Source organism: Capillimicrobium parvum (assembly GCF_021172045.1).
In the GTDB taxonomy this organism is placed as follows: domain Bacteria; phylum Actinomycetota; class Thermoleophilia; order Solirubrobacterales; family Solirubrobacteraceae; genus Capillimicrobium; species Capillimicrobium parvum.
Genome location: NZ_CP087164.1, coordinates 2,026,743 through 2,049,884 on the forward strand (window position 1 = coordinate 2,026,743; position 23,142 = coordinate 2,049,884).

The following is a 23,142-nucleotide window of genomic DNA, read 5'->3' on the forward strand; positions in this document are numbered from 1 at the left end:
GCCGCGTGGCGGTGCGCGGCGCGCGACGGCGGCTGTCACGCGCGTCCGCTACGCGGGGCGGGCGACGAGCCCCACCGACGCCGCGGCGCACAGGTCGGCCCATGTCTCTGTGCTCACGCCGGCCGGCTTCAGCGCCGTGAGCATCAGCTCGGCCGCTGGGGCGCCCGCGCGCAGGCGGCCCGTCCGGTCCACCACCGCGATCGTCGTGTGCGCCCGCAGCAGCGCGAGGCCGATGCCGAGCGGATCGACCTGCAACGCGAGCGCCTCGATGTCGTCGTGGTGGTAGACGCAGACGTTGGCCGTCGGCGAGCGGCCCAGCGTGGCGGCAAAGCCGCGCTCGACGTCCTCGACCCAGCGCGACTCGAAGGCGATCTCGGTCTCCGGGTTGGTGACCCAGCGCATGACCGCCGAGCAGTCGGCGATGGCGAGTCCGACCCGCGCCGACCCGGCTCGCGCAGCGGCGGCGCGCAGCTCCCGGTCGAGCGCGTTCACGACCCGCTGCGGGTCGAGCATGCGGTCCGGGTACGGGTCCGCGCCCACCGGCCACGAGCAGCGCAGCAGGACACGATCGTCCGCAGCGGAGGGCGCCGGTTCGCGCGGGTCGGGGATGAGGATCCAGCGCTCCGTCGTGTCGCCGTGCAGGCGCACGAGGTGCTCGACCACGTTCAGCGGCCGCGGGGCCATGACGTAGAGCAGGGTGTGGGCCGCGCCGGCGGGCGGTGCGCCGACGCCGACCGCCGCGAGCAGGCCGTCCAGCTCGAGCTCCAACGCGTCGGCCAGCCGGACGAGAACCCGCACCGACGGCAGGGGCGCCCGGCCGGTGGCTGGATTGCGGCCGCTCTCGATCGACCCGAGATAGCTCGGCGAGACCCCGGCGGCTCGGGCCACGGCGCGCATCGACAGCCCGAGCTGCTCGCGACGCGCGCGAATCCGCTCGCCGATGCTGTCCTGTATAACTACCACCGTCTGCTTCACAGTACAGCGGAGGGGGGACGGACGTGGTCGAGCAGTTCGAACAGCGCCTGGCGGCCGGCGAGGTGGTGCTTATCGACGGCGGCACCGGCACGGAGCTCGAGGCGCGCGGGGTGCCGATGAACGGAAGCGTCTGGTGCGGGGTCGCGGTCCTGGACCATCAGGACGTCGTGCGCGGCGTCCACGAGGACTACATCCGCGCGGGCGCCGAGGTGATCGTCGCCAACACCTTCCCGTCCAACCGTCTCGCGCTCGAGCCGGCCGGGTTCGGCGACCGGGTGGCCGAGATCAACCGCCGCGCGGTCGAGACGGCGCGCCAGGCGCGCGAGAACGCGGCCGACCGTGCGGTCCTCGTGGCCGGCTCGCTGTCGCCGCACAGCGCCGAGGGCATCCCCGACCCGCAGCCCGGCGCCGACACGGTCCTCGCCGCCTTCCGGGAGCAGGTCGCGATCCAGGCCGAGGCGGGCGTCGACCTGTTCGCGCTCGAGATGATCCCGGACGCCTTCTACGGCCGAGCCGCGACCCAGGCGGCGCTCGAGAGCGGCCTGCCGGTCTGGCTGGGCATGACGAGCTGGTCGGGCGACGGCGGATGGCAGCACGAGGACGGGCTCGGCAACCTCGTCGCCGCGCTCGCACGGCCCGGCGTCATGGCCGTCAACGCGATGCACACCGACGTCGAGCAGATCGCGCCGGCCGTCGAGGAGATCCGCCAGCACTGGGACGGCGTCCTCGGCGCGTACGCCCATCACGGCGGCTGGGAGCCGCCGAACTGGATCTTCCACGACATCAGCCCCGAGGACTACGCGCAGGCCGCACTCGGGTGGGTGCAGCAGGGCGTGCAGATCATCGGCGGATGCTGCGGCATCCGACCCGCGCACATCGCGCTGCTGCGCGAGCGCCTGCCCGCCCGCATCCCCGCCGGGTGAGGCAGCCGCGGTCGGCCGCGGACGAGCTGAAAGCGGCGGGTCGCCGCCCAGTGACCGTGCTCACGCCGCTCTCCGGCACCACGCCGCTCAACGACCTCGACCGGTGGGCGCGCAGCAGGCCGACGCTACACTTCGGGGCGTCGGGTTGGAGCCGCGGGCGCCGGATCAGGCGCCGAGCGTAGTTCCAGGGGTCCCGCCGCCCGGCGGCGGCACTCCGAAAGGCCCAGCAAATGGCTATATTGCCTGCCCCGCGCCGCTATCGTCTAGGGGACTAGGACGCCGCCCTCTCACGGCGGAAACCGGGGTTCGAATCCCCGTAGCGGTACTTCAGAAGCCTCCGATTCCATCGGGGGTTTCGTCGTTCAAGGGGCATCGCGCGACAATCGGCGCGACAACGATGCGCCGCTGCAACTGGTCCACGCGGAACGGCGCGCTTGATGGGCGCCACGATCCCGGTGCCGGGCCAGCCTTTGCGAAGCGTTCGTTGTGTGCCAGTGGCATCCGGAGTAGCCGTCCTGCGGATCGTCTGACGTTGCGATCGCCGGTTGGCTACGACAAGGCGAGAGCTGTGCAACTCACCCGGCGGCTCGCGCGGCGGTCCGGCGGGCGGCGCGTTGGCTGGCCGCGGGCGGCAGACCGGATCACCGCGGCCGTGCGGCGCCCGTTTGAGCGGGGGGCGGGCATCGACGATTCCGACTTGCACCGCTGCCACGGTGCACCTACGGTCGATCGCGTGGTGTCTTCCCAGGGTCGTAGCCGGCAGCAGCGCAGAGCGGATCGCGAGGCGGTTCGCGCCTACCACGAGGCGCAGCTCGAGCTGCTGCTCGAGCGCGTGCGCGAGGGGTTCGCCCGCTATGACGAGGGCGCGATCGACGCGTTCGGGCTCGACGATCTCATCCACCGCTACAAGCGCGCCACGCAGAAGCTGTGGAGCGCCTGCGTGGGCGGCGGCTCACAGGTAGAGAGCATGGCGCGCATGCTCGAGTGGCAGCGGGTGGAGGGGGAGGAGACCGATTGGTGGGAGCTCGTCGCCCGGCGCGATCGCTGACCACCGGGGCGATCGCGCCGCCGCGGTTATCGGCGTCGCGCGTTACGGGTGGTCGCGCTCGCTGGGTCGGAGTTCTGGCACCGTTCTGGCACCACGTTGGCGCTGCGCCCGTGTGCCGCCAGGACGAGGACGCTCGAGGAGCCAGAAAGCCCGATGTCGTCGAGAGCTCGCCCGATCTCAATGGAGGTCGAACGGCTGGATCTTCTGCATGGCAAGAAGGCCGCTCATGCGACGCGTCCCGGCGGAAAAGCCTGCAAATGAGCGGGACAGCGAAGCGAGACGGTCTTCACGTGCCGGTGTTAGCCGGTGCCGATTTCTGGAGTTTGCTGCCAGATTCGGGTGTGAGCACCGACCCGAGGTGTACAGTCGTACAGCTCATGTCGGCGCGTCGCTCCGGTCCTCAGCTCGATCCAGATCGCCGGCGCCGGCTGCTCGAGGCGACGCTGCGCGTGGTCGCCGAGCGGGGCGTCGAGGGTGTCACACATCGTGCGGTCGCCAAGGCGGCCGGGGTGCCGCTGGGCTCGACGACGTACTACTTCGAGAGCAAGGACGACCTGCTGGCCGGGGCGATTGAGCTGGCGCGCGAGCGCAACTTCGCGACGCAGCGCAGGACGTTCGCGCGCATGATCGAGGAGGGCGCGGACCTGCCGCGCGCGCTGGCGACCTGGGTCGAGGAGCAGGCGGGCGGTCTGAGATCGCAGCTCGTGCTCGACTACCGGCTCTATCTCGCCGCGCTGAACCGTCCGGCGCTTCGCGGGGAGAGTGCGCGCTGGCTCGAGGGCATCACGGACCTCATCCGTGAGCACACCGACGCCGAGACGGCTCGCGTGCTCGGATATTTGCTGGACGGGATCCTCATCCAGGCCGTCATGCACGACACGATCGTGCTGGCGGCCGACGTGGAGCCGGTCTTTCGCCGGCTCATCACCTCCTGAAGGGCCGCGTCCGCGGCCTCGGACCGTCCGATATGCGGTCGATTGACCTCGCAAGTCGAAGCGTGACATGATGTACATATGTACATGTCAACCGCAGCGGCGAGGCGGCGAAGCGAGTGCCGTCCGCGGCAGAGCACTCCATGAGCTGGACCATCGGGGTCGACATCGGCGGCACGTTCACCGACATCGTGGTCGTCGGCGATCGCGGTGAGCAGGTCCAGTGGAAGCAGGACAGCACGCCTCACCGATTGAGCGAGGCGATCGAGCTCGGCCTTGAGGCCGTCGCCGGCGAGCTCGGCGTCTCGCTGCGTGAGTTGCTCACCGGAACCACGTCGTTCGTCCACGGGTCGACCGTGGCCACGAACACGCTGATCGAGCGCAACGGCCCCCGCGTCGGACTGGTCTGCACCGCCGGCTTCCGCGATGCCCTGTACTTCCGCGACGGGTTCAAGCCCGATCGCTTCAACCTGGCGCTTCCGCGGCCCGACGACTTCGTGCCTCGGTATCTGCGCCTCGGCGTGCGCGAGCGGGTGCTGGCCGACGGATCGATCGAGCTGCCGCTCGACGAGAACAGCGTGGCGGAGGTGGCGCGGACGTTCGCGCACCACGGCGTCGAGAGCGTCGCGGTGGCGCTGCTGTGGTCGCACGTCGACCCGGCACACGAGCGACGTGTGCGCGAGGTTCTGGCCGAGCGGCTGCCCGGGATCCCGGTGATGCTCTCGTCGGAGATCCTGCCGGAGATCGGGGAGTGGACCCGCACGTCGGCGACGGTGCTGTCGGCGTACGCGTATCCGCGCACCGCGACGTACCTGGAGGAGCTCGCGTCGTGGCTCGCGGCGAACGGCCTGGACGGCTCGTTGCAGGTCATGCAGATCAACGGCGGCTGCGCCGAGGTCGCGCAGGCGCTGCGCGTCCCGGTGAACCTGGTGCACTCGGGCCCCGCCGCCGCGCCCGCCGCGTCGCGCCACATCGCCGCGCGAGCCGGGCTCGCGAACGCGCTGACGATCGACATGGGCGGCACGTCGTTCGAGGCGGGGATCATGCGCGACGGTGAGATCTCGCTGTCGCGCAGCGAGATGATCGCGTTCCAGCCGCTCGGGGTCGCCGGCGTGGAGATCCGCTCGATCGGGGCGGGCGGCGGCTCGATCGCCTGGGTCGACGACGGTGGTGCCTTGCGGGTCGGGCCGCAGTCGGCCGGGGCGTCGCCGGGACCGGCCGCCTACGACCAGGGCGGCGAAAGCCCGACGGTCACCGACGCCAACATCGTCCTCGGCTACCTCTCGACCGACGCGTTCCTCGGCGGCCGGCGGCGCCTGCGTGGCGACCTCGCGCGGGCCGCGATCGAGACGCACGTCGCCAGGCCGCTCGGCCTGGGCGATCCCGTCGTGGCGGCCGCGGGCGTCATCCGCGTGGTCGAGGAGAACATGGTGTCGGCGATCCGCGCCGTCACCGTCGAGCGCGGCATCGACCCGAGGAGCTTCGCCCTGATCTCCGGCGGCGGCGCCGGCTCGCTGCATGCGGCCCGGCTCGCGGCGGCGCTGGACATCCCGCGCGTCGTGATCCCCGCGCAGGCCGGGACGCTTTCGGCGTTCGGGATGACCGTGACCGACATGCGCCACGACCACACCGCTGCGCTCTTCGCCACCACGCGCGATCTCGACACGACCGCGGTCGGCGCGGTCCTCACGGACCTCGAGGAGCGGGCGCTGCAGGATCTGCGAGCCAGTGGGTTCGCGGACGAGGACGTCCGGTTGGAGCGCACGGTCGACGCCCGGTATGCGGGCCAGATTCACGAGCTCATCACGCCCGTGCCCGCCGGGCAGTTCGACGACGAGGCAGTGCGGGAGCTCGCCGAGAGCTTCCACGGCATGCATCGCGAGCGCTTCACGTACGCACTGGAGGCTGCGCCGATCGAGCTGCTGCACTGGCGGGTGAGCGGCATCGGCCGGCGCGCGCAGGGCGAGGCGGCTCCGCTGGCGATGACCGGCGGCGGGGACCCTGCCCCGGCCTCACGCGGAACCCGGCGGGCGTACCTGCTCGAGCAAGGCGAGTTCGCCGACGTTCCGGTCTACGCCAGCGAGGCGCTGGCGCCCGGGGCCGAGGTCGCCGGACCCGCGATCCTCGACGGCGCCACCACGACCATCCTCGTGCCCGCGGGCCACCGCCTCGTCGGAGACGGCGTCCAGACGTACGTGATGGAACGCGTCTGATGTCGCCGGCCGTCCGGACACCGCCCGACGTCTCACACTGGATGGCTCGGATCGACGCCGCGGAGCCGATCCGCCGGCGCCCGGCGTTGACGGGCGTCGTGCATGCGGATGTCTGCATCGTCGGCGCCGGCTACACCGGGCTGTGGGCGGCGTACGCGCTCAAGCAGGCGGCGCCTGATCTCGACGTCGTGATCGTCGAGGCCGAGTTCGCCGGCTATGGCGCGTCCGGTCGCAACGGGGGAGCGGCGGTCGCGCAGGTCAGCGGATCGCGCGAGTACTGGGCGCGGATCGGCGGTCGCGAGGGCGTCGTCGCCTTCGAACGCGCGCTGCGAGACGCGGTCGCCGAGATGGGGGCGGCGATCGCGCGCGAGGGGATCGACTGCGGGTTCGTCGAGCACGGCAGCCTGCACGTCGCGCGCACCACGCTGGAGCTCGCGCGCCAGCGCGCGGCGGTCGAGGCGGACCGCGCGTGGGGCGTCGGGCCCGAGCACACGCTTCTGCTCGACGCCGGCGAGGTGCGCGACCGGTTGGTCGTCGCCGGCGCCCTGGGGGCTCGGCTGAACCGGCGCTGCGCCACTCTCGATCCGGGGCGGCTGGTCCGCGGGCTCGCGGCGGCCGCCGAGCGTTCAGGGGCGAGGATCTTCGAGGGCTCGCGGGTCCGCACGATCGCGCCCGGCCGGGCCGCCACAGACGGGGGCGAGGTCCGGGCTCGGTTCGTCCTGCAGGCGACCGACGCCTACTCCGGAGGCCTCGCTCACAGCCGCCGAACGATCGTGCCGGTGCATACGTCGATGCTCGTGACCGAGCCGCTGAGCACGGAGCTGTGGGCGGAGCTGGGCTGGCAGGGCCGGGAGTCCGTCGCCTGCGAGCACCCGTTCGTCCACCTCCAGCGCACGACTGACGGGCGCATCACGATCGGCGGCGACGACAACCGGATCCCGTACCGGTTCGGGTCGCGACCACCGCGCGACGCGGCGGCGACCGATCGGGTGCGCCGCACCTACCACGAGGAGCTCCTGCGCGCCTTCCCGCAACTGCAGGGCGTGCGCGTCGAGCGCTCCTGGCAGGGCATCTTCGGCGCGTCGCGCGATTGGGCACCGAGCGTGTGGCTGGATCGCGCGACGGGCCTCGGGTGGGCCGGCGGATACGTCGGCGAGGGGGTCGCCGCGTCGAATCTCGCTGGTCGAACGCTGTCGGACCTGGTGCTCGACCGGCGCACAGACCTCGTCAGCCTGCCCTGGGTGCGGCCGTTCCCGCGGCGGCGGTGGGAGCCCGAGCCGCTGCGGACGATCGGCGCGGCCGGGATCTGGGCGATGCGGGCCATCGGCGAGCGGGCCGAGGGCCGCAGCGGCCGTCCGTCGCGGCTCGTCGAGGTGGGCAACCGGATCGCCGGCTTCACGGGCAACGCCGGCTGAAACGCAGATGGGAGAAACGCCATGACCACCATGCCATCGGACGCGCCGCCTCAGTGGGCGCACTACACCGAGCCCGCCTTCGCCGACGTCCACGGGTTGCGCACGGCCTACCGGCGGTCGGGCGCTGGACCGGCCGTCGTGTACCTGCACGGAACCGTGCCGACGCGGGTCTGGCTGCCGCTCTGCGAGCACCTGGCACAGGCCCACGACGTGGTCGCGCCGGAGCACCCGGGCTTCGGCGACACGCCGCTGCCCGCGGCGATCGAAGGCTTCGAGGACCTCGTCCTGCATTACGACGCGTTCTTCGACACCCTGGGCCTTTGGGACATCCATCTCGTCGGCCACGATCTCGGCGGCTGGATCGCCGCGAACCTGGCGATCTTCTACCCCCGTCGCTTCGCGAGTCTGACGCTGATCACGCCGTCCGGGCTCAACACGCGCGCCCGCCTGGATGTGCCCGGCACCGATCCGTTCCGGCTGACCGCGCGGGAGCGGGCTGACGCGCTGCTCAACGGGCGCGCCGACCGGTACAGCGAGTTCTTCACGCAGGAGGGCTTTCCCGAGGACGTGGTGCGCTCCTACGAGGAGGCGACGACGCTGGCGCTGCTGGCCTGGCATCCACGCTACGACCGGCGGCTCGACGACCGTCTGGCCCGGGTGGCGGCTCCGACGCTCGTGCTGGGCGCGGAGGACGACCGGCTGGTCTCCGGAGCCGTCGCGGAGCGCTACGCCGAGCTCATCCCCGGTGCCCGCCACGTGACCGTTCGCGGTGCCCACGGCGAGGAGAGCAGCCACCTGCTGCCGCTCGAGCACCCGAGGGAGGTGGCGGAGCTCGCCGCCGAGCACGTCGCCCGCAACGCCTGACGCCACGCCGAGCACGAGAGACGACCCATGCACGACATCGAGTTCCACGTCATCATCGACGGCGCCTACCCGCGGGTCCCGTACGCCGGGAACCGCAAGTCGAACTACGTCGACCTGCCCAACACCCTCTACGACCGCGCGCACGGTCAGCGGGTGCTCGAGGACCAGCTCGAGACGATCGTCGCGCTGGAGGGGCTCGGCTACGACGGCGCGGTGTTCAGCGAGCAGCACAACGGGCCGATCGGCCTGCACGGCAACTCGTTGGTCGCGGCGTCGTGGGCGGCTGCGCGCACCACGCGGCTACGGATCGGAGCGTGGGGGCCGATCCTCAACTCGTACACGACGCCGGTCAAGATGGCCGAGGAGATCGCGGTCGTCGACACCCTGTCGCGCGGACGCCTCAGCATCGCGCTGCCGATGGGCCACGGCATGCAGCACCACTCGCTCGGCTACATGAACCCGGCGACGGTGCGGCGCCGGTTCCGCGAGGGCCACGATCTGCTGATCAAGGCGATGACCGAGCCGGGCCCGTTCGAGTGGAACGGGGAGTTCTTCCAGATCCCGTACGTGAACGTCTGGCCCCAGCCGCTGCAGGAGCCGCATCCGCCGATCATCCTGCCCGGTGGCGGCTCGCAGGAGACGCTGGAGCTCGCGGCGCGTAACCGCTACACGTACCTGCCGGTCCTCAACCCGCGCCAGGGCTTCCTGCGCAACGTGCAGCGGTTCCGCGATTTGTGCGAGAACGAGGGGTACGAGCTGCAGCCCAGCCAGGTGGCGGCCTCGATCTACGTGCACGTGGCCGAGACCGACCGGCAGGCGCGCCTCGAGGCCGAGGCCCACGACCTGTGGGCGTTTCAGAACTTCTATCTCTCGGCCGAGCACGACAACTTCCCGCCCGGCTACGTCTCGCCACAGTCGCTGCGCGGCATTCTGTCGGGCGGCTACCGGTCGACCCCGATGAATGAGCTCGGCTGGGACGAGCTCGCAGCCGAGCACTGGGCGGTCGCCGGCTCGCCCGAGACCGTCGCGTCGTTCCTGCGCGAGTCGCTGGAGGAGGCGGGCGCGGGCAAGCTGCTGGTGTTCGCCAACTCCGGCGTCAAGCCGCGCTGGCTGGCGATGAAGAGCCTGACGCTGTTCGCCGAGGAGGTCATCCCGCGGCTGCGCCAGGGCGGCACGCCGCGATGGAAGACCGAGCCGCACCGTGGCTACGACACGCTCGCCGAGTTCGGGGCGCGGCGGCCGGACGACGTGCCGCGCGCGGCGGTCCGGCTCGACGGCGAGCATCTCGTCGACGCCCAGACGGCGCATATCGAGGAGTTGCGCCGGCCCCTGTCCGACCATCCCTCGTCCACGGGAGTGCACGCATGACCACGTCGGCGACCGACCCGATCACCTTCAGCGTGATCCTCAACCGCCTCAACTCGATCGCGACCGAGATGACGCTGGCGCTCGAGCACGCGGCGATGACCCCCATCCTGGCGCTGTGCCGTGACTACTCCTGCTGCATCTACGACCGCGAGGCCCGTCAGGTCGCCATGGTCGACGCGCTACCGGTCCACACGAGCTCGATGCACCTGATCATCGAGGAGATCACCCGCGTCTTCGGCGATGACCTCGGGGAGGGCGATGTCATCGCCTGTAACCACGCGTACTCGTACAACACCCACGTCGGCGATCTCGTGACGGTGTGCCCGGTGTTCCACGAGGGTCGCCACATGTTCTGGGCCGCGTCGAAGGGCCATCAGCTCGACGTCGGCGCCGCCGTTCCGGCGAGCGTGCACGAGTGGGCGCCCGACATCTGGTCGGAGGGCCTGCAGCTGCCGCCGATCAAGCTCTATCACCGCGGCGAGCCGCGGCGTGACGTAATCAACATGTACCTGACGAACGTCCGCTATCGCGACCTCCTCGAAGGCGACCTGATGGCGCAGCTCGGTTCGATCTGGACCGGCGAGCGGCGGCTCAAGGAGCTTTGCGACGAGTTCGGTTCCGACACCGTCGAGCACTATTCGCACGCCGCGCTCGACTATGCCGAGAAACGCACCCGCGCGGCGATCCGCGAGATGCCCAACGGCGTCTACGAGGCCGAAGGCTGGATGGACACCGACGGGCTCGACGCGCACGACGTGCATGTCAAGGTCCGCGTGACGATCGAGGACGAGTCGGTCCACGTCGACTTCAGCGGCAGCGCCCCGCAGGTGCCGACCGGGCACAACTGCTCCTACGCCGTCGCGCAGGCGGTCGGCATCGCCGGGGTGGTGACCGCGATCGATCCGGACATCCCGCACAACGAGGGCTGCCTGCGCTGCGTGACCGTCTACGCGCCGGAGGGGACGGTGTGCAACGCTTCCTATCCGGCCTCGACCGCCTCGGCGACGACCCAGCCGGCCGATGCGATGCACGACGCGGTGTGCAAGGCGCTCGCGCAGGCGATCCCGGGCCAGACTCGGGCGGGTTGCAGCCACTGGTCAAATGTGCCGAACCTTGCCGGCACGCGGCCCGGCAGCGGCGAGCCGTGGGGGCACCTCTGCCTCAACGGCGGGGGCGGCGGGCCGGCGGCCAATGGCGCCGACGGCTGGCCGCTGGTCATCACGAACGCGGCGCTGGGCGGCCTGAAGACCGCGTCGGTCGAGGACACCGAGCAGCTGTACCCGGTGCGGATCGGCCGCTGGGAGGTCGCGACCGACTCGGCCGGCCTCGGCCGCTGGATCGGCGGCCCCGGCATCGAGCTGGAGATGTGGCCGACCCACACGCCGATCGAGTGGATCCACACGAACGACTCGCTCGTCAACCCGCCCCACGGCGTGCTCGGCGCGACCCCGGGCCGCGGCGGCGGCCACTACCTCACCGCCGACGACGGAGAGCGCCGCCACTTCCTGCCGCGGGCCGTCCACGTCGCGATGCAGCCCGGCCAGCGCTGGACGGGCGTCTCGACCGGCGGCGGCGGATACGGCGACCCGCTCGACCGTCCCCTCGAGCAGGTCCGCGCGGACGTCCGCGACGGGGTCGTCTCCCGGGAGCGCGCGCGCGAGGTCTACGGGCTCATGGTCGACGAAGCGCTCGATCCGCAGATCGACGAGCAGGCCACGGCGGCCGCGCGCACAGAGATCCGGGCGGCCCGGTCGGGTGAGCCCTTGCCGACGGTCACGCCGACCCACCCGTCGGCCAGCACCTGGCAGCGCGACGAGATACGGCCCCAGGACACCGTGATCGCACGCGCGCTGGGTGCGGCGCGCATCGATGCGTGATGCGATCGCTGCCACCGACGTGTCGGTCGTCGGCGTCGGGACGATGGGCTCCGCCGTCGTTCGCGTGCTGCTCGACGCCGGACGGCGGGCCACGGTGTGGAACCGGACACCGAGCGCGTCGCGCCGAGCGTGGAGCTCGGAGCGCAGCAGGCGCCGACCGCGGCCGAAGCCATCGCCGCCAGCCCGGTCACGGTGCTGCTGCCGATCGACTACGAACGCGGTGCGCAAGACCCTCGGGCCGTCGGACGGCTCGCCGGCCGCAGGCCGGACGCTGGTCAACTTCGTCACCGGCGGCACGGACGACGCCCGCGCGATCGCGGCATGGGCGAACGCCGCCGGCGCCCCGTACCTCGACGGCGCCATCCTCGGCTACCCGCGCGACGTGGGCGCTTCGGAGACGGTCGTCCTGTACGGCGCAGCCGAGACAGCGTTCCGCGAGCAGAAGGCGTCGCTCGCGCCGATCGCCGGCAGCCACCGGTTCATCGGCGACCGGCCGGAAGGCCCGAACCTCGTCTCCGCCGCGCTGTTCATGCAGCACTTCGCGTCGCTCAGCGGGCTGTTCGAGGCCGGGACGCTGGCGGCGCAGCCCGGCTTGTCGATGCGCGAGTTCACCGACATGGTCAACGAGCTGATGGTCCCGCTCTTTCAGGAGGGCAGCGCCGACGTCGCCCGTCGCCTCGAGGATGGCGACTTCCGCGGCGACCAGGCGTCCATCGACGTCTACGTCGCCGGTGTCGGAGATGGATCGCGATGCTGCGCGGCATTGGACTTCGAATCATCCGTCGGGGCAAGCTCAGGCTCGTTCCCGTGCCGGAACTCGAGCGTTGGGCCGCGGCTGCGGCCGAGCGCGTGCTCTGACCATGATGTCGGGACACCGCCGTAGAGTGGGCGCCCAACAACGAGGTGCCCCCGCGCTGCGCGAACAGCCGGGGGCGTGGCCCACGGAGGAATCAGCTCCATGAGCAGTAAGAAGGCTACGCCCGCCGAAGGCGTGGCGACCCGTCACTCCAAGCAGTGCCGCTCCGGAAGCGGCGGCCGGTGCAACTGCTCGCCGACCTACCAGGCCAACGTCTGGGACAACCGCGCGCGTAAGCGCATCCGCAAGTCGTTCACGACGCTGAGTGCTGCGAAGCAGTGGAGGCGCGACGCATCGACGGCGCTCGAGCGCGGCGGCGCGGACCTCCATGCGGACCCGTCGAGCAGGACCCTTGCGGAGGCCGCCGATGAGTTCATCGCCGGTGCGCGGAGCGGGGCGGTGCGGTCTCGCAGCGGAACGAGCTACCGGCCGAGCACGGTCCGCGGCTACGAGCGCTGCCTCCGGCTGCGTGTCAAGCCAGCGCTGGGTCACCTACGGATCGGCGAGGTGCGCCGGCGGGATCTCCAGCGTTTCGTGGACGATCTGCTCGCCGAGGAGATGGACCCGGCGACCGTCGTCAAGACGATCAACCCTGTCCAGGCGATCTTTCGGCGCTTGGCGCAGCGCGAAGAGATCCGCATGAACCCGGCCGCCGATCTCGAGCTTCCGAAGGGTCGGCGTCGGCGAGAGCGCATCGCCTCGCCGGCCGAGGCGGCCGCCCTGATCGCTGCGCTGGACTTGCCCGAGCGGGCCCTGTTCGCCACGGCGATGTACGCCGGTCTACGGCGTGGGGAGCTGCGCGCGTTGCGCGTCTCGGACATCGACCTGGCCGCCGGGCTCATTCGGGTCGCACGGACGTGGGACGACGGCGAAGGTGAGCAGGAAGGCGGCAAGTCGGAGGCCGCGCGGCGTCGCGTGCCGATCGCGGCCGTTCTTCGCTGGCCTCTCGGCGAGCACCTCGTCGCCAGTAGGCGGACCGGTGATGACCTCGCGTTCGGCATGACGGCGCGCGAGCCGTTCTATCCGTCGACCGTACGCAATCGCGCTCTGGCCGCGTGGGCACGGTTCAACGCCGCAGCCGCAGACGACCAGCGTCTCGATCCGATCACGCTCCACGAAGCTCGGCACACGTACGCCTCGCTCATGATCGCCGCGGGGGTGAATGCGAAGGCCCTTCAGAGCTACATGGGCCACTCGAGCATCACCGTCACGTTCGACCTCTACGGGCACCTCATGCCCGGCAACGAGGAAGAGGCCGCGGGTCTGCTCGATGCGTTCCTGCGACGCGCCGCCTGACGGCTGGCCTCAATCCAGCGGGAGTTGCTGCCAGCCGTCAACGGCTTCAAAAGCGCGATTTTGCAGGGATCCTCCCTGCTACCGTGGCCGCCGCCGTGGCCACCCAGAATCGCTTCCTCGTCGAGACGCTCGCTGAGCCACGGACGCTGTATCGCGGCGCTCGTGATGCGCATCAGCCGGTGGAGGCATGCAGGTCCAACTACGAGCTCGGACGCAAGCCGCATCCCGCAGATCTTCGGGCTCACGTGCTCGCGGTAGCCATCTCCATGTTCGAGGACGGCGGCTTCGTGGCGCAGATGTGCCGGCGGCACCGTACGCGTATCGGCGGCCACGTCGTTCGGTTCGATCTGCAGCCCGGAATGGGCATTTGTCTCGCGGACACCGGCGGTCCAGGGCACTGGTCGATCTGGGGACATCCGGATGCGTTGTCGGCGTGCATCGTTTCGATCACGCCCGCATAGAGCTCGTCGCGGTGGGTAGCAGCCCCGTTACCATCGTCAGGGCTATGACGTACTCGATCTTCGACACCGGCAACCTGGTCGTGTCCTTCGATCGCGAGGACGAGGCCATCGATGCGCTGAGGCGACTGGCTGAGGATCATGAGGCTGCCGACGGACTGCTGATGATCGCGTTCGACGACGCGGGCAACGCCGTCGGCGAGGCCGCGCCCGGCGAGGCCGCCGTCCACTCCGTCTGACGCGGCCGCGACCTCCGCGCGACAATCGCGCGACAACGAGCCTGCTTTTCCGGCGGTCAGGAGCGGTCGAGAGCGGCGCAACATTGCGACGGGAGAGCCAAATCTCAGTTCCCATCGTCCCAGGGACACCATTCGAATCCCCGTAGCGGTACCTCTGAAACCCCCGAGCACATCGGGGGTTTGTCGTTTCTGGGGTCGCCGTGGGAACACGCATGGGAACATCATTCGTCCCACGTTCCCACGGGATTCGTCCCACGTGGCAGCCGGTAGCCGAACCCCTCCGATGTGTGCGGACACAGAATCACCAACGGCTACTCGAACCTCCCCGCCTGCGTCACACCCTGCGCGTGTCGCTGCGCGACTGATACCGGACGACGGATTCTTCTCAGCCACCCCAGCGACACGACGACCCGCGCCAGGACGAGCCCGACCGGGTGGCGGGACTGCTCGGATCGCTGGGGTTGCTAGGGCTGCTCGTCCAGATCCCAGCCCGCGGCGCGCATCGCCTTGATGCGGTCCGAGGGCATGAGCTTGGCCAGGTAGGTGTCGGTCGTCGCGGTCGATGAGTGCCCCAGCTGCCCGGCGATGACATGCAGCGGAAGCCCGCGCTCGACCATCTCCGTGGCCATCGTGTGGCGCAGCCCGTGCGGATGTACGCGCTTGTCGATGCCCGCAGCCGTGCCGAGTTTCGGCAGCAGCCGCCGGACGTAGGACGGGTCAAGCGGCTGACCCGCCTGACGTTGTGCCCCTGCGCCGACCGAGCAGAACAACGGCTGACGGCCGTTGAGCCCGAGCCCGCGGCGGACCTCGGTCCACGCGCGCACGTAGCCGAGCCCCCGTGAGTCGATGACTGCGACGCGATCCTTGCGGCCCTTGCCCTCACGCACGCGCACCGTGCCCTGTCGCTCGTCCACGTCAGCCGGACGTAGGGCCAGCGCCTCCGAGACTCGCAGGCCAGATCGCCACATGAGCGCGACCAGCGCGCGGTTGCGCACGGCGAGTGGTCCGCGTCCCGTGATGGCGTCGATGAGCGCCTGCGCCTCGTCGGGCGTCAGTGGCTCCGCGGGGTACTTGCGTCCGGCGTTCGCTGGGGCGGGCATCTGGCCTCCGTTCCGTCTACTTGTCACGCTTCTGCCTAGAAGCGTGACGGCTCAGAGGGTCTGCGTCAACCGAAAGTCACGGCCTCGTAAAAGCGTGTCAACTGGGACTGGAACTCGGCGCTCCGGGCCGAGTGGCCACGCGCCAAGTTGGATGTCCGCGTGTGGCCGCCGATGTCCTTGCATGTCGTTGCATGTCCGTCCGCCGCTGCCGGAGGTCAACCGTTGACGGCCCGGACCGGCGCTATCAAGGGGTCATGAACAACCTGAACTGCCCCGACTGCGGGCGAGGCATGACGATCCTCACGTCCGCCGAGGGCCACATGACGATGATGGGGCCGCAGGGCCAGGCCAAGATCCCATCGCGACGGTTGGCCGTCGCCAAGTGCAGCTGCGGAGAGGGCTGGGAGCGCGACTACGGCGACGAAGGACCGTGGCGGCGGATCACCACCTGACGACCGACCCGAACTGCGGCGCATCGCTGCGGTCCGAGGGCGGCATGGCCACCGTCGCGCCCGAGATGGCGTAGTTCATGTTCGGCACGACGTGGATCGCCGCGCCTGCCTGTGGCTTCAGGTCAGTGAGCGTCAGGTGGTCCTGCGTCGCCATCGCGCCTCCGAGAGGCAACGCGACGCCCACCACGAGGCAGAACTTCGCGGAGATCGTTGGCCGCACGTACTTGAAGTCGTCAGGAAACCGCAGGACCACGCCTGCATCATCGCGGCCAAGACGGACGCGTCAGCGCCGGAAGAGGACGGACCGACTACAGGGCAGCGATGGTGGCGACAGCGGCAACGACGGTCGCGAGGGTCGAGATGATGAGCAGCGCGAAACCGAGACGTTCGAACCGCGTCCGGGCGCGGTCCAAGCGCTTGGTGGCTTCCTCCAGGTCAGCGACGGCGCTCAGGACAAGAACGGCGAGCGTCATGTCTCCCTGATGCAAGGGGACGCCACCGGGACCAGCTGCGTCGATCTTGCGAACCACCGACTGCGTGTCCATGTCCATCAACTCGCCGTAGGACTCCACGCCGAGCGCTTCCAGGACGACGTTCGGATAGGGCATAGCGCCAGCATCCCCAGCGATCCGGACAGCCCGTCCGCTCCTACCGGGACGATCCCAGCATGCAAAAGATCGGAACACCCGAGGTCGTCGCGGACCTCGACCAGGTGATGATCGTCCGCTACCCGGTTGACGACGCCACCGTTGAAGTCGAGTTGACGGGCTCGCTACTTGCGACCGGCGATCCGGACGGGACGCCATCGGAGATCGTTCGCACCAAGGGCGCGTATGGCCTGCTCCAGTACCTCCGCATGTACCCGGACGAGCCGCTGCCCCGCCGCATCATCTTCATGACGACCGAGCCGAACACCAGTCCGCCGTTCACCTGGCACGCGGAGTTCTGAGCAACCCCAGCAACCCCAGCGACCCGGTGGACGCTCGTTCGAGAGGGCGGCTAGGGTCACGGCGTGGCAAGGATCGCCCTCCTCTCCATCGTCGCCGTTGTGCTGGTGTCGGGGTGCGGGTCCTCCGACCAGCCGACTGTCAAGTGTGCTGACGGCACGACCTGCGAGGCGGTCGGGCAGCAGGGCGCGTGTTCCCACCACGGAGGGCTCGCGACTGGCTGGGGCCAGGGCGAAGGCGGCGGTTGGGGCGAAGGCGAAGGCGGCGGCTGGGGCGAAGGCGAAGGCGGCGGCTGGGGCGAGGGCAAAGGCGGCGGTCGGGGACCGTAGCGCCCAGCCTTCGGGAGACGACCAGGGGTAGACAGCATCCCCAGCGACCCGACGCGCTCAGTCGTCCGTGCGCTTCTCGCCGTAGACGTACGACCATGCCAACCCGAACAGCGCAGGCGCTCCGAGCGTGACGAGGATGGCGACCGTTGCGGCGTCCCCTCCGCTCCCGTCCGTGACGATCCGCGATACGCCGATGCCCAGCGCGACCGCTCCTGCGATAGGCACGAACAGCATCGTCAGCATCGAAGCCGCATAGACAACGGAGCGCGTCACCTGTGCGCGGCCCGTAGTCGCCTGACTGCCTTCGCGCGGCGGGCGATACACGCTGGAGGTCGCCATGCAGGGGAGAGTTCCTGCAACCACGGGAAGAGTACGTAGAGATCCATGCTGGAAAGCGTGACAGAGCCGCAACCGAGGTCAGGTGCAGCCGCTGCACTTCTCCGGCCCGGTGCCGTTGGCGATCTCGGCGGTGATGGCGTTGCTGGGGATGCCGAACGCTCGACCATGACTTAAGAGTTGGCGTCGCGGGCGTCGCCAACGGCGTCCACAACGTCAGCGGCGGGCGACCGGAGATTGTGAGGGGCTGCACAGCCGGTGTTCACGAAGTGCCGGACCTCGGCGTTCCCAGATCGTCCATGCCGTTCTTCGCCGCCCTGATTTTCGCCGATGCCTTCGCCCACCGGAGCTGCAGCGAACCTTGGATGCTGTCGTTGGAGCACGAAACGTCATCGAAGCAGTCGGACCAGATGTTCGCGGCCTTGAGGTACTGGTTCAAGGCACTCTCCAACGGCACGCCGACGCCAGATAGACAGCGAGGATTGTCATCCAGTTCGTCGTAGTCAACCTGGTCGTAGGTCACCTGGACATCGCCGAGCTTGTCCGTGTACTCGTCGTACGAGAGTCCTACGTTCAGACGACTGTCCAATTCCGAGATGCTGTCTTGGAACTCGCCCATGGCGTGCTCGCAGGACTCAACGAGGTTCCGCGCCTCAGCCTCGGCCTTCTTCTTTGCGCGCCGCTCTGCGGCCGCTTGTTGGGCCTTACGCTTCGCGGCGGCTTCGATCTCCTGGGTGCGCTGCTGCGCCTCCTTGTCAGTGCCGCACGCCGACAGGGCACCCCCGCACAGCAACACGGAGACGATAAGGACTGCCACTGGAACCTTCACACCGCAAGACCAGTCTTAGAAGTCATCATAAGCGGCGTATCGGCAACTCAAGATCCATGCTTTAGCCACGCTTACCTTTCCGCGATGCCGTCCCACAGGCGGTCGTCGCTCGGAGCCACCAGGGCACGACCAGGGCGCGGAGACGGGCGATCACGACGACTCTCCACGCTCGTAGAGGCTGTCCTTCTTGACGATCTGGCCGGACTCGATGGCCTCAGAGAGAGCGTCGCGGAACTTGGTCCCGGTCGGGTTGATGTCTACCGCCTTGGCGAGCGCGCTGCGGCCGAGCGGCTGATCGAGGGCGGCTACCAGGCGCTCGACCGTCGTAGGCTCGACGTGCGGCAACTGCACGGCCAGCCTGTCCGTCGAGCCGTCGTCAGCGAGCGTGCCGACGATCTCGTAGAACTCGGGCTTCTGGCTGGTCACCAGGCGGCTGGTCTTGCTACGGGTGATCGAGCAACGCTGCGTCAGTGACCCGTCCTCGTTCTCGACCCGCGCACCGTGCGCAACCAGGTTGATCGTGAAGTCCGCTGCGTTCGCCCACATCGAGGTACCGAAGATGTCCTCGACGTGACCGCCGCCACCCTTACGCAGATGGTGAGCGAGCCAGATCGTCAGGTCGTGCTTGTCTCGCAGGGGGTGCAGAACGGTCTTGAACAGGCCTCGCACGCTGGCGTAGTTCATGGCATCGACCCCGGTGCAGACCATTGAGACAGAGTCGATGACCAGCACGTCAGGGTCGAAGCGCTCGACCTCACGCGAGAGCCAGTCGTTCCACCGCTCGTCACCGAGCGAGACTCCAGCCTCGCGGCTGACGACGTACACGCGGTCACGGAGTTCGTCGACGCTGATGTCCTGCTGGGCGAACAGGTCGGCCAACTCCGCCGAGGTCTGCTCGCCGCTGATGAGGAACCAGCGCAGCGGCGGGACATCTCGGCCAAGGAACTGCTCACCCTTGATCGACGCGGCGATCATGGCGACCTCCACCGTGGTCTTCGAGCCGCCCCGTGCTCCGCTGGTCATCTGCACGCGGTTGGCAGCGAGCCAGTCGCGAATCAGCCAGGGCGAGCGGCGCTCGGCCGGGTTGGTGAGCTGGCGGAGGACTTCGATGCGGGTTACCTCCGCAAAAAGTGCCTGCAAACACCAGGCTTTTTCGATTCTTCGTTCGCTAGACGACCGTCTCGCGCACGAAGCGCGCAGTGGAGAAGCACATCAACGCCAGCTTCCTCAAGCTCAACCTCTCCCAATCTCCCACGGTCGATGAGGTCAGCCGGCGCGTGAAGGCTGCGCTCGTCCTCCTCTCGGGGTCGAAGGCGCTTAGCACACATGCGGATGGGGAACGACGCACCCCTGAAAATCCTGGGGCGCGCCCCATCGCCGCCCATTCGCCGACCACCTACAGTCGCAGTAACCCTGGCGCGAAGCGACGCATGACGGCACAGCCGGCGATGTGACCGTGGACGTGCGTGTCCTCACCGTCGATGACCAAGCGGTCTTCCGGGGGCTCGCCCGCGGGGTGATCGACGCAACACCGGGTTTCGAGTCGGTCGGGGAGGCCGCCGGGGGCGCGGAGGCGCTGGAGGCCGTCGACCGGCTCGCGCCGCAGCTCGTGCTGCTCGACGTGCGCATGCCGGGACTGGACGGACTGGAGGTGGCGCGACGGCTGCGTTTGACGCACCCGGACACGCTCGTCGTGCTGATCTCGATCGACGAACCGGCGGACCTGACCCCACCATCGCCGATCGTGCGAAGCGTGCCGCTCGTGCGAAAGCAGGACTTCGGCCCCCGGCTGCTGTCGCGTATCTGGCGCGAGCATCGGGCGTGAGCCGCCCGGTGCGCGGCTTCGTTGCCCGCACGCCGGGCAGCAGTCTGGCCTGCGTCGCGGCCCTCCGGCGAGTGCGCGGTGCCTACCGGCCGAAACCGCGGTCATCGCGCCGATCGCCTCGGTCATCGCGGCGATCCGCTCGCCGGTCATGACCGTGTTTGACGACGGCCGCGGTACCGACGACGGCTGCGGTTCTCGTGACCGGTCCGCCGATCAGGCCGCGTCTGCCTGCCCGTGGGCGCAGGGGCATGTCATGCTCCTTCCGGTTCGGATTCGATTGCGGCCAGCAGTGCCTGCGTCGGGATGCGCCCACTGGCGATCAGTTGGCCGCCCGACCGCCGTACCGCGGACCCGAACGGTCCGGCCCAGCGGTTCTCGTACACAAGCACCGCCGCAACGCTGCCGGGCTCGATCGCCAGGCCGACCGCTTCGATGTCCTCCTCGGCGAGCAGCATTGCGAGTTCGCTTTCGAGCCCGAGCAGCTCGCCCACTCTGCTCTCCTCGACCTCGTCCAGCTCCGCGGCCTCGACCGATCCATCGGCGTCCTTACGCAGGATCAGCAGATCCAGCACGCGCACGAGCCCGCGGTCGACCAGCGCCGTCAGCTCTGCCGCCATCTCACCGGAGAAGTCGGCCTTGTCGGCCGGGAACTCGACCACCAGGTAGTCGACCGGCCCGAGAACGTCAAGCTCGCTTTCGCTCATCATCGCCTTTCGATCGGGCGCAACAGACGAACAGGTCCCCGGAATCACGGGATTGCCGAGGAGCAGGGCTGGACGGTATGACTGTGGCTGGGGCGAAGTCATCATCCGATCGGGGTGAAGCCAGGATCGCAGCGAACGGACGCCCATCTCGTTCCATGCCGGTGTCCAGGAGCTGGAGCACTTCAGGGCCAGCGGCGCTGATGGGTCCCGGTCCGACATCTGGGACCCGCCGCAGCGCCATCGTCGTGATGATGTAGCCCTGCGGCTCACCTGTCGCCGGCGGCCGTTCACGGGTCGTGTCCGGCGGCGGTCCGAGGCCGCCTTGTCGATCAGGCTGCAGGAGCGCCTGCAGCCGCGGTCTGGAGGGCTTCGTCGGAGAGTTGGTGGGCCTCGGGCGTGCCGCCGATCTGGTTCACGAGATCGGAGATCGCGGGCGCGGTGTCGGAGTGGGCCAGCACGCCGACCGCTGCCTTGCCGGCGGTCAGTTCAACGGTGAGGCGCGCCTTGTCGGTATCGGTCAGCCCCAGGTTCTTGTGGTGAAGTGCCCCGGCAGCCGTGCCGCCGACAACACCGACACCCAGGACCGCCGGGCCCATGAGAAAGAGAGGACGCCCCCGATCGCGGCACCCTTGCCAGCGCCTCGCGCGCCCACTCGCACAATCACAGATCGAAGAGCTTCGCTCGTCGGACGCCGACTGACGAGATCACCCGATCCGGATGAAGATGCCCCGTCGCGTGCGCGCGACGCTGGGCCACTGGATTACGGGTACATCCAACACGTCGCGCCGTCGCCACCGCGCGAGGAGCGCCCTTCGGGCGGGCGCTTCTTCGGCTGGTCCTTCGTCGCCTCGTCGATGTTCTGGCCGCGCATCTTCATCCTCGCGCGGTGGATCTTCGGCAGCCAGCTCGGACGGGCCTTCGACTCCTGGGTCATTCCGGCGATCGGCTCTTCATCCTGCCGTGGACGACGGTGGCATACGCGTTCATGTGGAGCATCTCGTCGGACACGGTGTCGGGTACCGAGTGGATCGTCGTCGCGTTGGCGTTCGCGCTCGTCGCCGACCTCCTGACCTGGCTGACCTGCGTGGCTCTGCGTCGCTGAACGCAGCGCCGTCCATGTTGCGGCTGACGCCCCGACTCGGGGGTCAGCCGGTCAGCCCGGCGATGCCGTTGCGCAGCAGCGCGGCGGCGAGCAGCAGGACGATGATCGCGGCGACCGTCCGCGCGTGCCGCTCCAGCCAGCCGCGGAAGGACTCGAGCGTGCGCTTCGCGGTGTTCGGCACCACGGCCAGCATCACGAGCGCGAGTGCGAGCGGCAGCAGAGCCACCACCGTGAATCCCACCCACTGGGCGATGTACTCGGTGGCGCTCGGGTCGGTCTCGGAGATCGTCTTCAGCGCGATCGGAATGAACCCGCCCGGGTTGGCGAGCGTCGCGCCCGCGCCGACGATCGCGATCGCCGGCGACGAGGCGACTTTGCCGATCTGCTCGATCATTCCGTTCATCCGCGCCTGGTTCACGGGTCGCCGGAGGACCTTGATGACATAGGCCACCAGGAGGACGGCCGCGACGATGTCGACGATCGCGACCCACGTCTTCGGCGTGGAGGGCTCGGAGGAGGCGGCGGCGTCCCCGATCACGAAGGCCGCCACGATGCCGACCGCCAGCGTCGCACCAAACGCCCCGAGGTAGAACCACGCACCCGTACGCAGCGGCCGGTCGCCGAGCACGAGCGCGAACACGCTGAACGACAGCGTCGTCGGCGACACCATCGCCGCGAGCGCCACGAGCACGAGCTCGGTGTCGGTCCACCCCATGCCTACGTGCCGGGACGAGCCTGGCGGCCGGCCTGCCGTACCCGCACCGAAGGCGAGCGCCGACTCATCGGGGCTGAGGCGGGTCGCCCGCTCGTGACGTGCCGCTGCTCTCGATCCGCTCGAGGGCGCCGAGCAGCTGACCTTCGAACTCGGCGCCGGGGGCGACGCGACAAGCGTGGAGCTGGACGTTCGGCCTCATGCGAACAGCCTCGCACGGATGGGCCGCTCCTGCCTCATCCACATGGGATGACCTTCGTCGCTGATCGCGCAGCCGTTCAGCACGATGAGCCGCAGCGGGACCGATGACCCGGTAGCGGGCACATCGAAGAGCCGGCTGCG

The 23,142-nt window shown here is 69.8% G+C and carries 29 protein-coding genes and 1 tRNA gene; 18 read left to right on the forward strand and 12 right to left on the reverse strand.

Going from position 1 to position 23,142, the window contains the following annotated elements; genetic code table 11:
- Positions 1 to 48 precede the first annotated feature (48 nt).
- Positions 49 to 975, reverse strand: a complete 927-nt coding sequence (locus DSM104329_RS10070) for a helix-turn-helix domain-containing protein (RefSeq protein ID WP_259315302.1) — start codon at positions 973 to 975, stop codon at positions 49 to 51.
- A 23-nt stretch (positions 976 to 998) separates the two neighbouring features.
- Here DSM104329_RS10070 and DSM104329_RS10075 point away from each other — a divergent pair, with 23 nt between their 5' ends.
- The 13 genes from DSM104329_RS10075 to DSM104329_RS10135 all read left to right on the forward strand — a co-directional run bounded on the left by DSM104329_RS10075 (position 999) and on the right by DSM104329_RS10135 (position 14,464).
- On the forward strand, positions 999 to 1,898 hold the full coding sequence (locus DSM104329_RS10075; protein WP_259315303.1) for a homocysteine S-methyltransferase family protein: 900 nt from the start codon (positions 999 to 1,001) through the stop codon (positions 1,896 to 1,898).
- Positions 1,899 to 2,150: 252 nt separating this feature from the next.
- Positions 2,151 to 2,223 (forward strand) — tRNA-Glu (locus tag DSM104329_RS10080).
- A 408-nt stretch (positions 2,224 to 2,631) separates the two neighbouring features.
- Positions 2,632 to 2,946 (forward strand): hypothetical protein, encoded by a 315-nt coding sequence (locus DSM104329_RS10085; protein WP_259315304.1) that lies wholly within the window; start codon positions 2,632 to 2,634, stop codon positions 2,944 to 2,946.
- Positions 2,947 to 3,323: 377 nt separating this feature from the next.
- Positions 3,324 to 3,881: a TetR/AcrR family transcriptional regulator gene (locus DSM104329_RS10090; RefSeq protein ID WP_259315305.1), complete on the forward strand. Its 558-nt coding sequence runs from the start codon at positions 3,324 to 3,326 to the stop codon at positions 3,879 to 3,881.
- Positions 3,882 to 4,021: 140 nt separating this feature from the next.
- Complete coding sequence (locus DSM104329_RS10095) at positions 4,022 to 6,091, forward strand: hydantoinase/oxoprolinase family protein (protein WP_259315306.1); 2,070 nt, start codon at positions 4,022 to 4,024, stop codon at positions 6,089 to 6,091.
- On the forward strand, positions 6,091 to 7,506 hold the full coding sequence (locus tag DSM104329_RS10100; protein ID WP_259315307.1) for an NAD(P)/FAD-dependent oxidoreductase: 1,416 nt from the start codon (positions 6,091 to 6,093) through the stop codon (positions 7,504 to 7,506). The genes DSM104329_RS10095 and DSM104329_RS10100 overlap by 1 nt, the downstream gene beginning before the upstream one ends.
- A 21-nt stretch (positions 7,507 to 7,527) precedes the next feature.
- The gene (locus DSM104329_RS10105) at positions 7,528 to 8,370 is read left to right on the forward strand and encodes an alpha/beta fold hydrolase (RefSeq protein ID WP_259315308.1); all 843 of its coding nucleotides are present in this window, start codon (positions 7,528 to 7,530) and stop codon (positions 8,368 to 8,370) included.
- 27 nt (positions 8,371 to 8,397) lie between these two features.
- Positions 8,398 to 9,738, forward strand: coding sequence for an LLM class flavin-dependent oxidoreductase (locus DSM104329_RS10110; RefSeq protein WP_259315309.1), 1,341 nt, complete (start codon positions 8,398 to 8,400; stop codon positions 9,736 to 9,738).
- Entirely contained in the window at positions 9,735 to 11,615 is a 1,881-nt protein-coding gene (locus DSM104329_RS10115; RefSeq protein ID WP_259315310.1) for a hydantoinase B/oxoprolinase family protein, read from the forward strand. The genes DSM104329_RS10110 and DSM104329_RS10115 overlap by 4 nt, the downstream gene beginning before the upstream one ends.
- The gene (locus tag DSM104329_RS10120; protein ID WP_259315311.1) at positions 11,608 to 12,498 is read left to right on the forward strand and encodes an NAD(P)-binding domain-containing protein; all 891 of its coding nucleotides are present in this window, start codon (positions 11,608 to 11,610) and stop codon (positions 12,496 to 12,498) included. The genes DSM104329_RS10115 and DSM104329_RS10120 overlap by 8 nt, the downstream gene beginning before the upstream one ends.
- A gap of 51 nt (positions 12,499 to 12,549) precedes the next feature.
- Positions 12,550 to 13,767 carry a tyrosine-type recombinase/integrase gene (locus DSM104329_RS10125; RefSeq protein ID WP_259315312.1) on the forward strand — a complete coding sequence of 406 codons (1,218 nt, stop codon included), beginning with the start codon at positions 12,550 to 12,552 and terminating at the stop codon, positions 13,765 to 13,767.
- An 83-nt stretch (positions 13,768 to 13,850) separates the two neighbouring features.
- Positions 13,851 to 14,228: a hypothetical protein gene (locus DSM104329_RS10130; protein WP_259315313.1), complete on the forward strand. Its 378-nt coding sequence runs from the start codon at positions 13,851 to 13,853 to the stop codon at positions 14,226 to 14,228.
- A 44-nt stretch (positions 14,229 to 14,272) separates the two neighbouring features.
- Entirely contained in the window at positions 14,273 to 14,464 is a 192-nt protein-coding gene (locus tag DSM104329_RS10135; protein WP_259315314.1) for a hypothetical protein, read from the forward strand.
- Between the two features lie 464 nt (positions 14,465 to 14,928).
- On the opposite strand, the gene DSM104329_RS10140 is transcribed toward DSM104329_RS10135, so the two are convergent.
- Positions 14,929 to 15,564: a tyrosine-type recombinase/integrase gene (locus DSM104329_RS10140; RefSeq protein WP_259315315.1), complete on the reverse strand. Its 636-nt coding sequence runs from the start codon at positions 15,562 to 15,564 to the stop codon at positions 14,929 to 14,931.
- Between the two features lie 254 nt (positions 15,565 to 15,818).
- On the opposite strand from DSM104329_RS10140, the gene DSM104329_RS10145 reads away from it, so the two are divergent.
- Positions 15,819 to 16,016 (forward strand): hypothetical protein, encoded by a 198-nt coding sequence (locus DSM104329_RS10145; RefSeq protein WP_259315316.1) that lies wholly within the window; start codon positions 15,819 to 15,821, stop codon positions 16,014 to 16,016.
- Here the strand turns inward: DSM104329_RS10145 and DSM104329_RS10150 are convergent.
- Positions 16,006 to 16,269, reverse strand: coding sequence for a hypothetical protein (locus DSM104329_RS10150; protein ID WP_259315317.1), 264 nt, complete (start codon positions 16,267 to 16,269; stop codon positions 16,006 to 16,008). The genes DSM104329_RS10145 and DSM104329_RS10150 overlap by 11 nt on opposite strands.
- 55 nt (positions 16,270 to 16,324) lie before the next feature.
- Complete coding sequence (locus tag DSM104329_RS10155) at positions 16,325 to 16,624, reverse strand: hypothetical protein (RefSeq protein WP_259315318.1); 300 nt, start codon at positions 16,622 to 16,624, stop codon at positions 16,325 to 16,327.
- 59 nt (positions 16,625 to 16,683) lie between these two features.
- On the opposite strand from DSM104329_RS10155, the gene DSM104329_RS10160 reads away from it, so the two are divergent.
- Positions 16,684 to 16,965, forward strand: a complete 282-nt coding sequence (locus tag DSM104329_RS10160; RefSeq protein ID WP_259315319.1) for a hypothetical protein — start codon at positions 16,684 to 16,686, stop codon at positions 16,963 to 16,965.
- 384 nt (positions 16,966 to 17,349) lie between these two features.
- Here DSM104329_RS10160 and DSM104329_RS10165 read toward each other — a convergent pair whose 3' ends face one another.
- The 3 genes from DSM104329_RS10165 to DSM104329_RS10175 form a co-directional block, all read right to left on the reverse strand.
- Positions 17,350 to 17,631, reverse strand: a complete 282-nt coding sequence (locus DSM104329_RS10165; protein ID WP_259315320.1) for a hypothetical protein — start codon at positions 17,629 to 17,631, stop codon at positions 17,350 to 17,352.
- A gap of 259 nt (positions 17,632 to 17,890) precedes the next feature.
- Positions 17,891 to 18,457, reverse strand: a complete 567-nt coding sequence (locus DSM104329_RS10170) for a hypothetical protein (RefSeq protein WP_259315321.1) — start codon at positions 18,455 to 18,457, stop codon at positions 17,891 to 17,893.
- Positions 18,458 to 18,607: 150 nt separating this feature from the next.
- Positions 18,608 to 19,597 (reverse strand): AAA family ATPase, encoded by a 990-nt coding sequence (locus DSM104329_RS10175; protein WP_259315322.1) that lies wholly within the window; start codon positions 19,595 to 19,597, stop codon positions 18,608 to 18,610.
- A 59-nt stretch (positions 19,598 to 19,656) separates the two neighbouring features.
- Here DSM104329_RS10175 and DSM104329_RS10180 point away from each other — a divergent pair, with 59 nt between their 5' ends.
- Positions 19,657 to 19,911, forward strand: a complete 255-nt coding sequence (locus tag DSM104329_RS10180) for a hypothetical protein (RefSeq protein WP_259315323.1) — start codon at positions 19,657 to 19,659, stop codon at positions 19,909 to 19,911.
- 2 nt (positions 19,912 to 19,913) lie between these two features.
- Positions 19,914 to 20,282, forward strand: coding sequence for a response regulator (locus DSM104329_RS10185; protein WP_326924493.1), 369 nt, complete (start codon positions 19,914 to 19,916; stop codon positions 20,280 to 20,282).
- A 251-nt stretch (positions 20,283 to 20,533) separates the two neighbouring features.
- Here the strand turns inward: DSM104329_RS10185 and DSM104329_RS10190 are convergent, their stop codons facing one another.
- The 3 genes from DSM104329_RS10190 to DSM104329_RS10200 all read right to left on the reverse strand — a co-directional run bounded on the left by DSM104329_RS10190 (position 20,534) and on the right by DSM104329_RS10200 (position 21,920).
- Positions 20,534 to 20,986 carry a DUF6325 family protein gene (locus DSM104329_RS10190; RefSeq protein WP_259315324.1) on the reverse strand — a complete coding sequence of 151 codons (453 nt, stop codon included), beginning with the start codon at positions 20,984 to 20,986 and terminating at the stop codon, positions 20,534 to 20,536.
- Positions 20,987 to 21,315: 329 nt separating this feature from the next.
- Complete coding sequence (locus DSM104329_RS10195; RefSeq protein ID WP_259315325.1) at positions 21,316 to 21,582, reverse strand: hypothetical protein; 267 nt, start codon at positions 21,580 to 21,582, stop codon at positions 21,316 to 21,318.
- A 164-nt stretch (positions 21,583 to 21,746) separates the two neighbouring features.
- The gene (locus tag DSM104329_RS10200; protein ID WP_259315326.1) at positions 21,747 to 21,920 is read right to left on the reverse strand and encodes a hypothetical protein; all 174 of its coding nucleotides are present in this window, start codon (positions 21,918 to 21,920) and stop codon (positions 21,747 to 21,749) included.
- A 36-nt stretch (positions 21,921 to 21,956) separates the two neighbouring features.
- Here DSM104329_RS10200 and DSM104329_RS10205 point away from each other — a divergent pair, with 36 nt between their 5' ends.
- Entirely contained in the window at positions 21,957 to 22,088 is a 132-nt protein-coding gene (locus tag DSM104329_RS10205) for a hypothetical protein (RefSeq protein ID WP_259315327.1), read from the forward strand.
- Positions 22,089 to 22,131: 43 nt separating this feature from the next.
- Here DSM104329_RS10205 and DSM104329_RS10210 read toward each other — a convergent pair whose 3' ends face one another.
- Both DSM104329_RS10210 and DSM104329_RS10215 read right to left on the reverse strand, forming a co-directional pair.
- Positions 22,132 to 22,803, reverse strand: coding sequence for a GAP family protein (locus DSM104329_RS10210; protein ID WP_259315328.1), 672 nt, complete (start codon positions 22,801 to 22,803; stop codon positions 22,132 to 22,134).
- 64 nt (positions 22,804 to 22,867) lie between these two features.
- A complete protein-coding gene (locus DSM104329_RS10215) occupies positions 22,868 to 23,002 on the reverse strand; it encodes a hypothetical protein (protein WP_259315329.1) in 135 nt (44 codons plus the stop codon).
- Positions 23,003 to 23,142: the final 140 nt, after the last annotated feature.

Excerpts from the sequence above, each read along its gene's own strand:
- DSM104329_RS10145 (WP_259315316.1), top strand. The coding sequence starts at position 15,819 with ATGAACAACCTGAACTGCCCCGACTGCGGGCGAGGCATGACGATCCTC.
- DSM104329_RS10115 (WP_259315310.1), top strand. The coding sequence starts at position 9,735 with ATGACCACGTCGGCGACCGACCCGATCACCTTCAGCGTGATCCTCAAC.
- DSM104329_RS10190 (WP_259315324.1), bottom strand. The coding sequence starts at position 20,986 with ATGAGCGAAAGCGAGCTTGACGTTCTCGGGCCGGTCGACTACCTGGTG.
- DSM104329_RS10160 (WP_259315319.1), top strand. The coding sequence starts at position 16,684 with ATGCAAAAGATCGGAACACCCGAGGTCGTCGCGGACCTCGACCAGGTG.
- DSM104329_RS10210 (WP_259315328.1), bottom strand. The coding sequence starts at position 22,803 with ATGGGGTGGACCGACACCGAGCTCGTGCTCGTGGCGCTCGCGGCGATG.
- DSM104329_RS10120 (WP_259315311.1), top strand. The coding sequence starts at position 11,608 with ATGCGTGATGCGATCGCTGCCACCGACGTGTCGGTCGTCGGCGTCGGG.
- DSM104329_RS10100 (WP_259315307.1), top strand. The coding sequence starts at position 6,091 with ATGTCGCCGGCCGTCCGGACACCGCCCGACGTCTCACACTGGATGGCT.
- DSM104329_RS10140 (WP_259315315.1), bottom strand. The coding sequence starts at position 15,564 with ATGCCCGCCCCAGCGAACGCCGGACGCAAGTACCCCGCGGAGCCACTG.
- DSM104329_RS10095 (WP_259315306.1), top strand. The coding sequence starts at position 4,022 with ATGAGCTGGACCATCGGGGTCGACATCGGCGGCACGTTCACCGACATC.
- DSM104329_RS10090 (WP_259315305.1), top strand. The coding sequence starts at position 3,324 with ATGTCGGCGCGTCGCTCCGGTCCTCAGCTCGATCCAGATCGCCGGCGC.
- DSM104329_RS10155 (WP_259315318.1), bottom strand. The coding sequence starts at position 16,624 with ATGCCCTATCCGAACGTCGTCCTGGAAGCGCTCGGCGTGGAGTCCTAC.
- DSM104329_RS10110 (WP_259315309.1), top strand. The coding sequence starts at position 8,398 with ATGCACGACATCGAGTTCCACGTCATCATCGACGGCGCCTACCCGCGG.
- DSM104329_RS10195 (WP_259315325.1), bottom strand. The coding sequence starts at position 21,582 with ATGGGCCCGGCGGTCCTGGGTGTCGGTGTTGTCGGCGGCACGGCTGCC.
- DSM104329_RS10135 (WP_259315314.1), top strand. The coding sequence starts at position 14,273 with ATGACGTACTCGATCTTCGACACCGGCAACCTGGTCGTGTCCTTCGAT.
- DSM104329_RS10215 (WP_259315329.1), bottom strand. The coding sequence starts at position 23,002 with ATGAGGCCGAACGTCCAGCTCCACGCTTGTCGCGTCGCCCCCGGCGCC.
- DSM104329_RS10200 (WP_259315326.1), bottom strand. The coding sequence starts at position 21,920 with ATGACCCAGGAGTCGAAGGCCCGTCCGAGCTGGCTGCCGAAGATCCAC.
- DSM104329_RS10105 (WP_259315308.1), top strand. The coding sequence starts at position 7,528 with ATGACCACCATGCCATCGGACGCGCCGCCTCAGTGGGCGCACTACACC.
- DSM104329_RS10165 (WP_259315320.1), bottom strand. The coding sequence starts at position 17,631 with ATGGCGACCTCCAGCGTGTATCGCCCGCCGCGCGAAGGCAGTCAGGCG.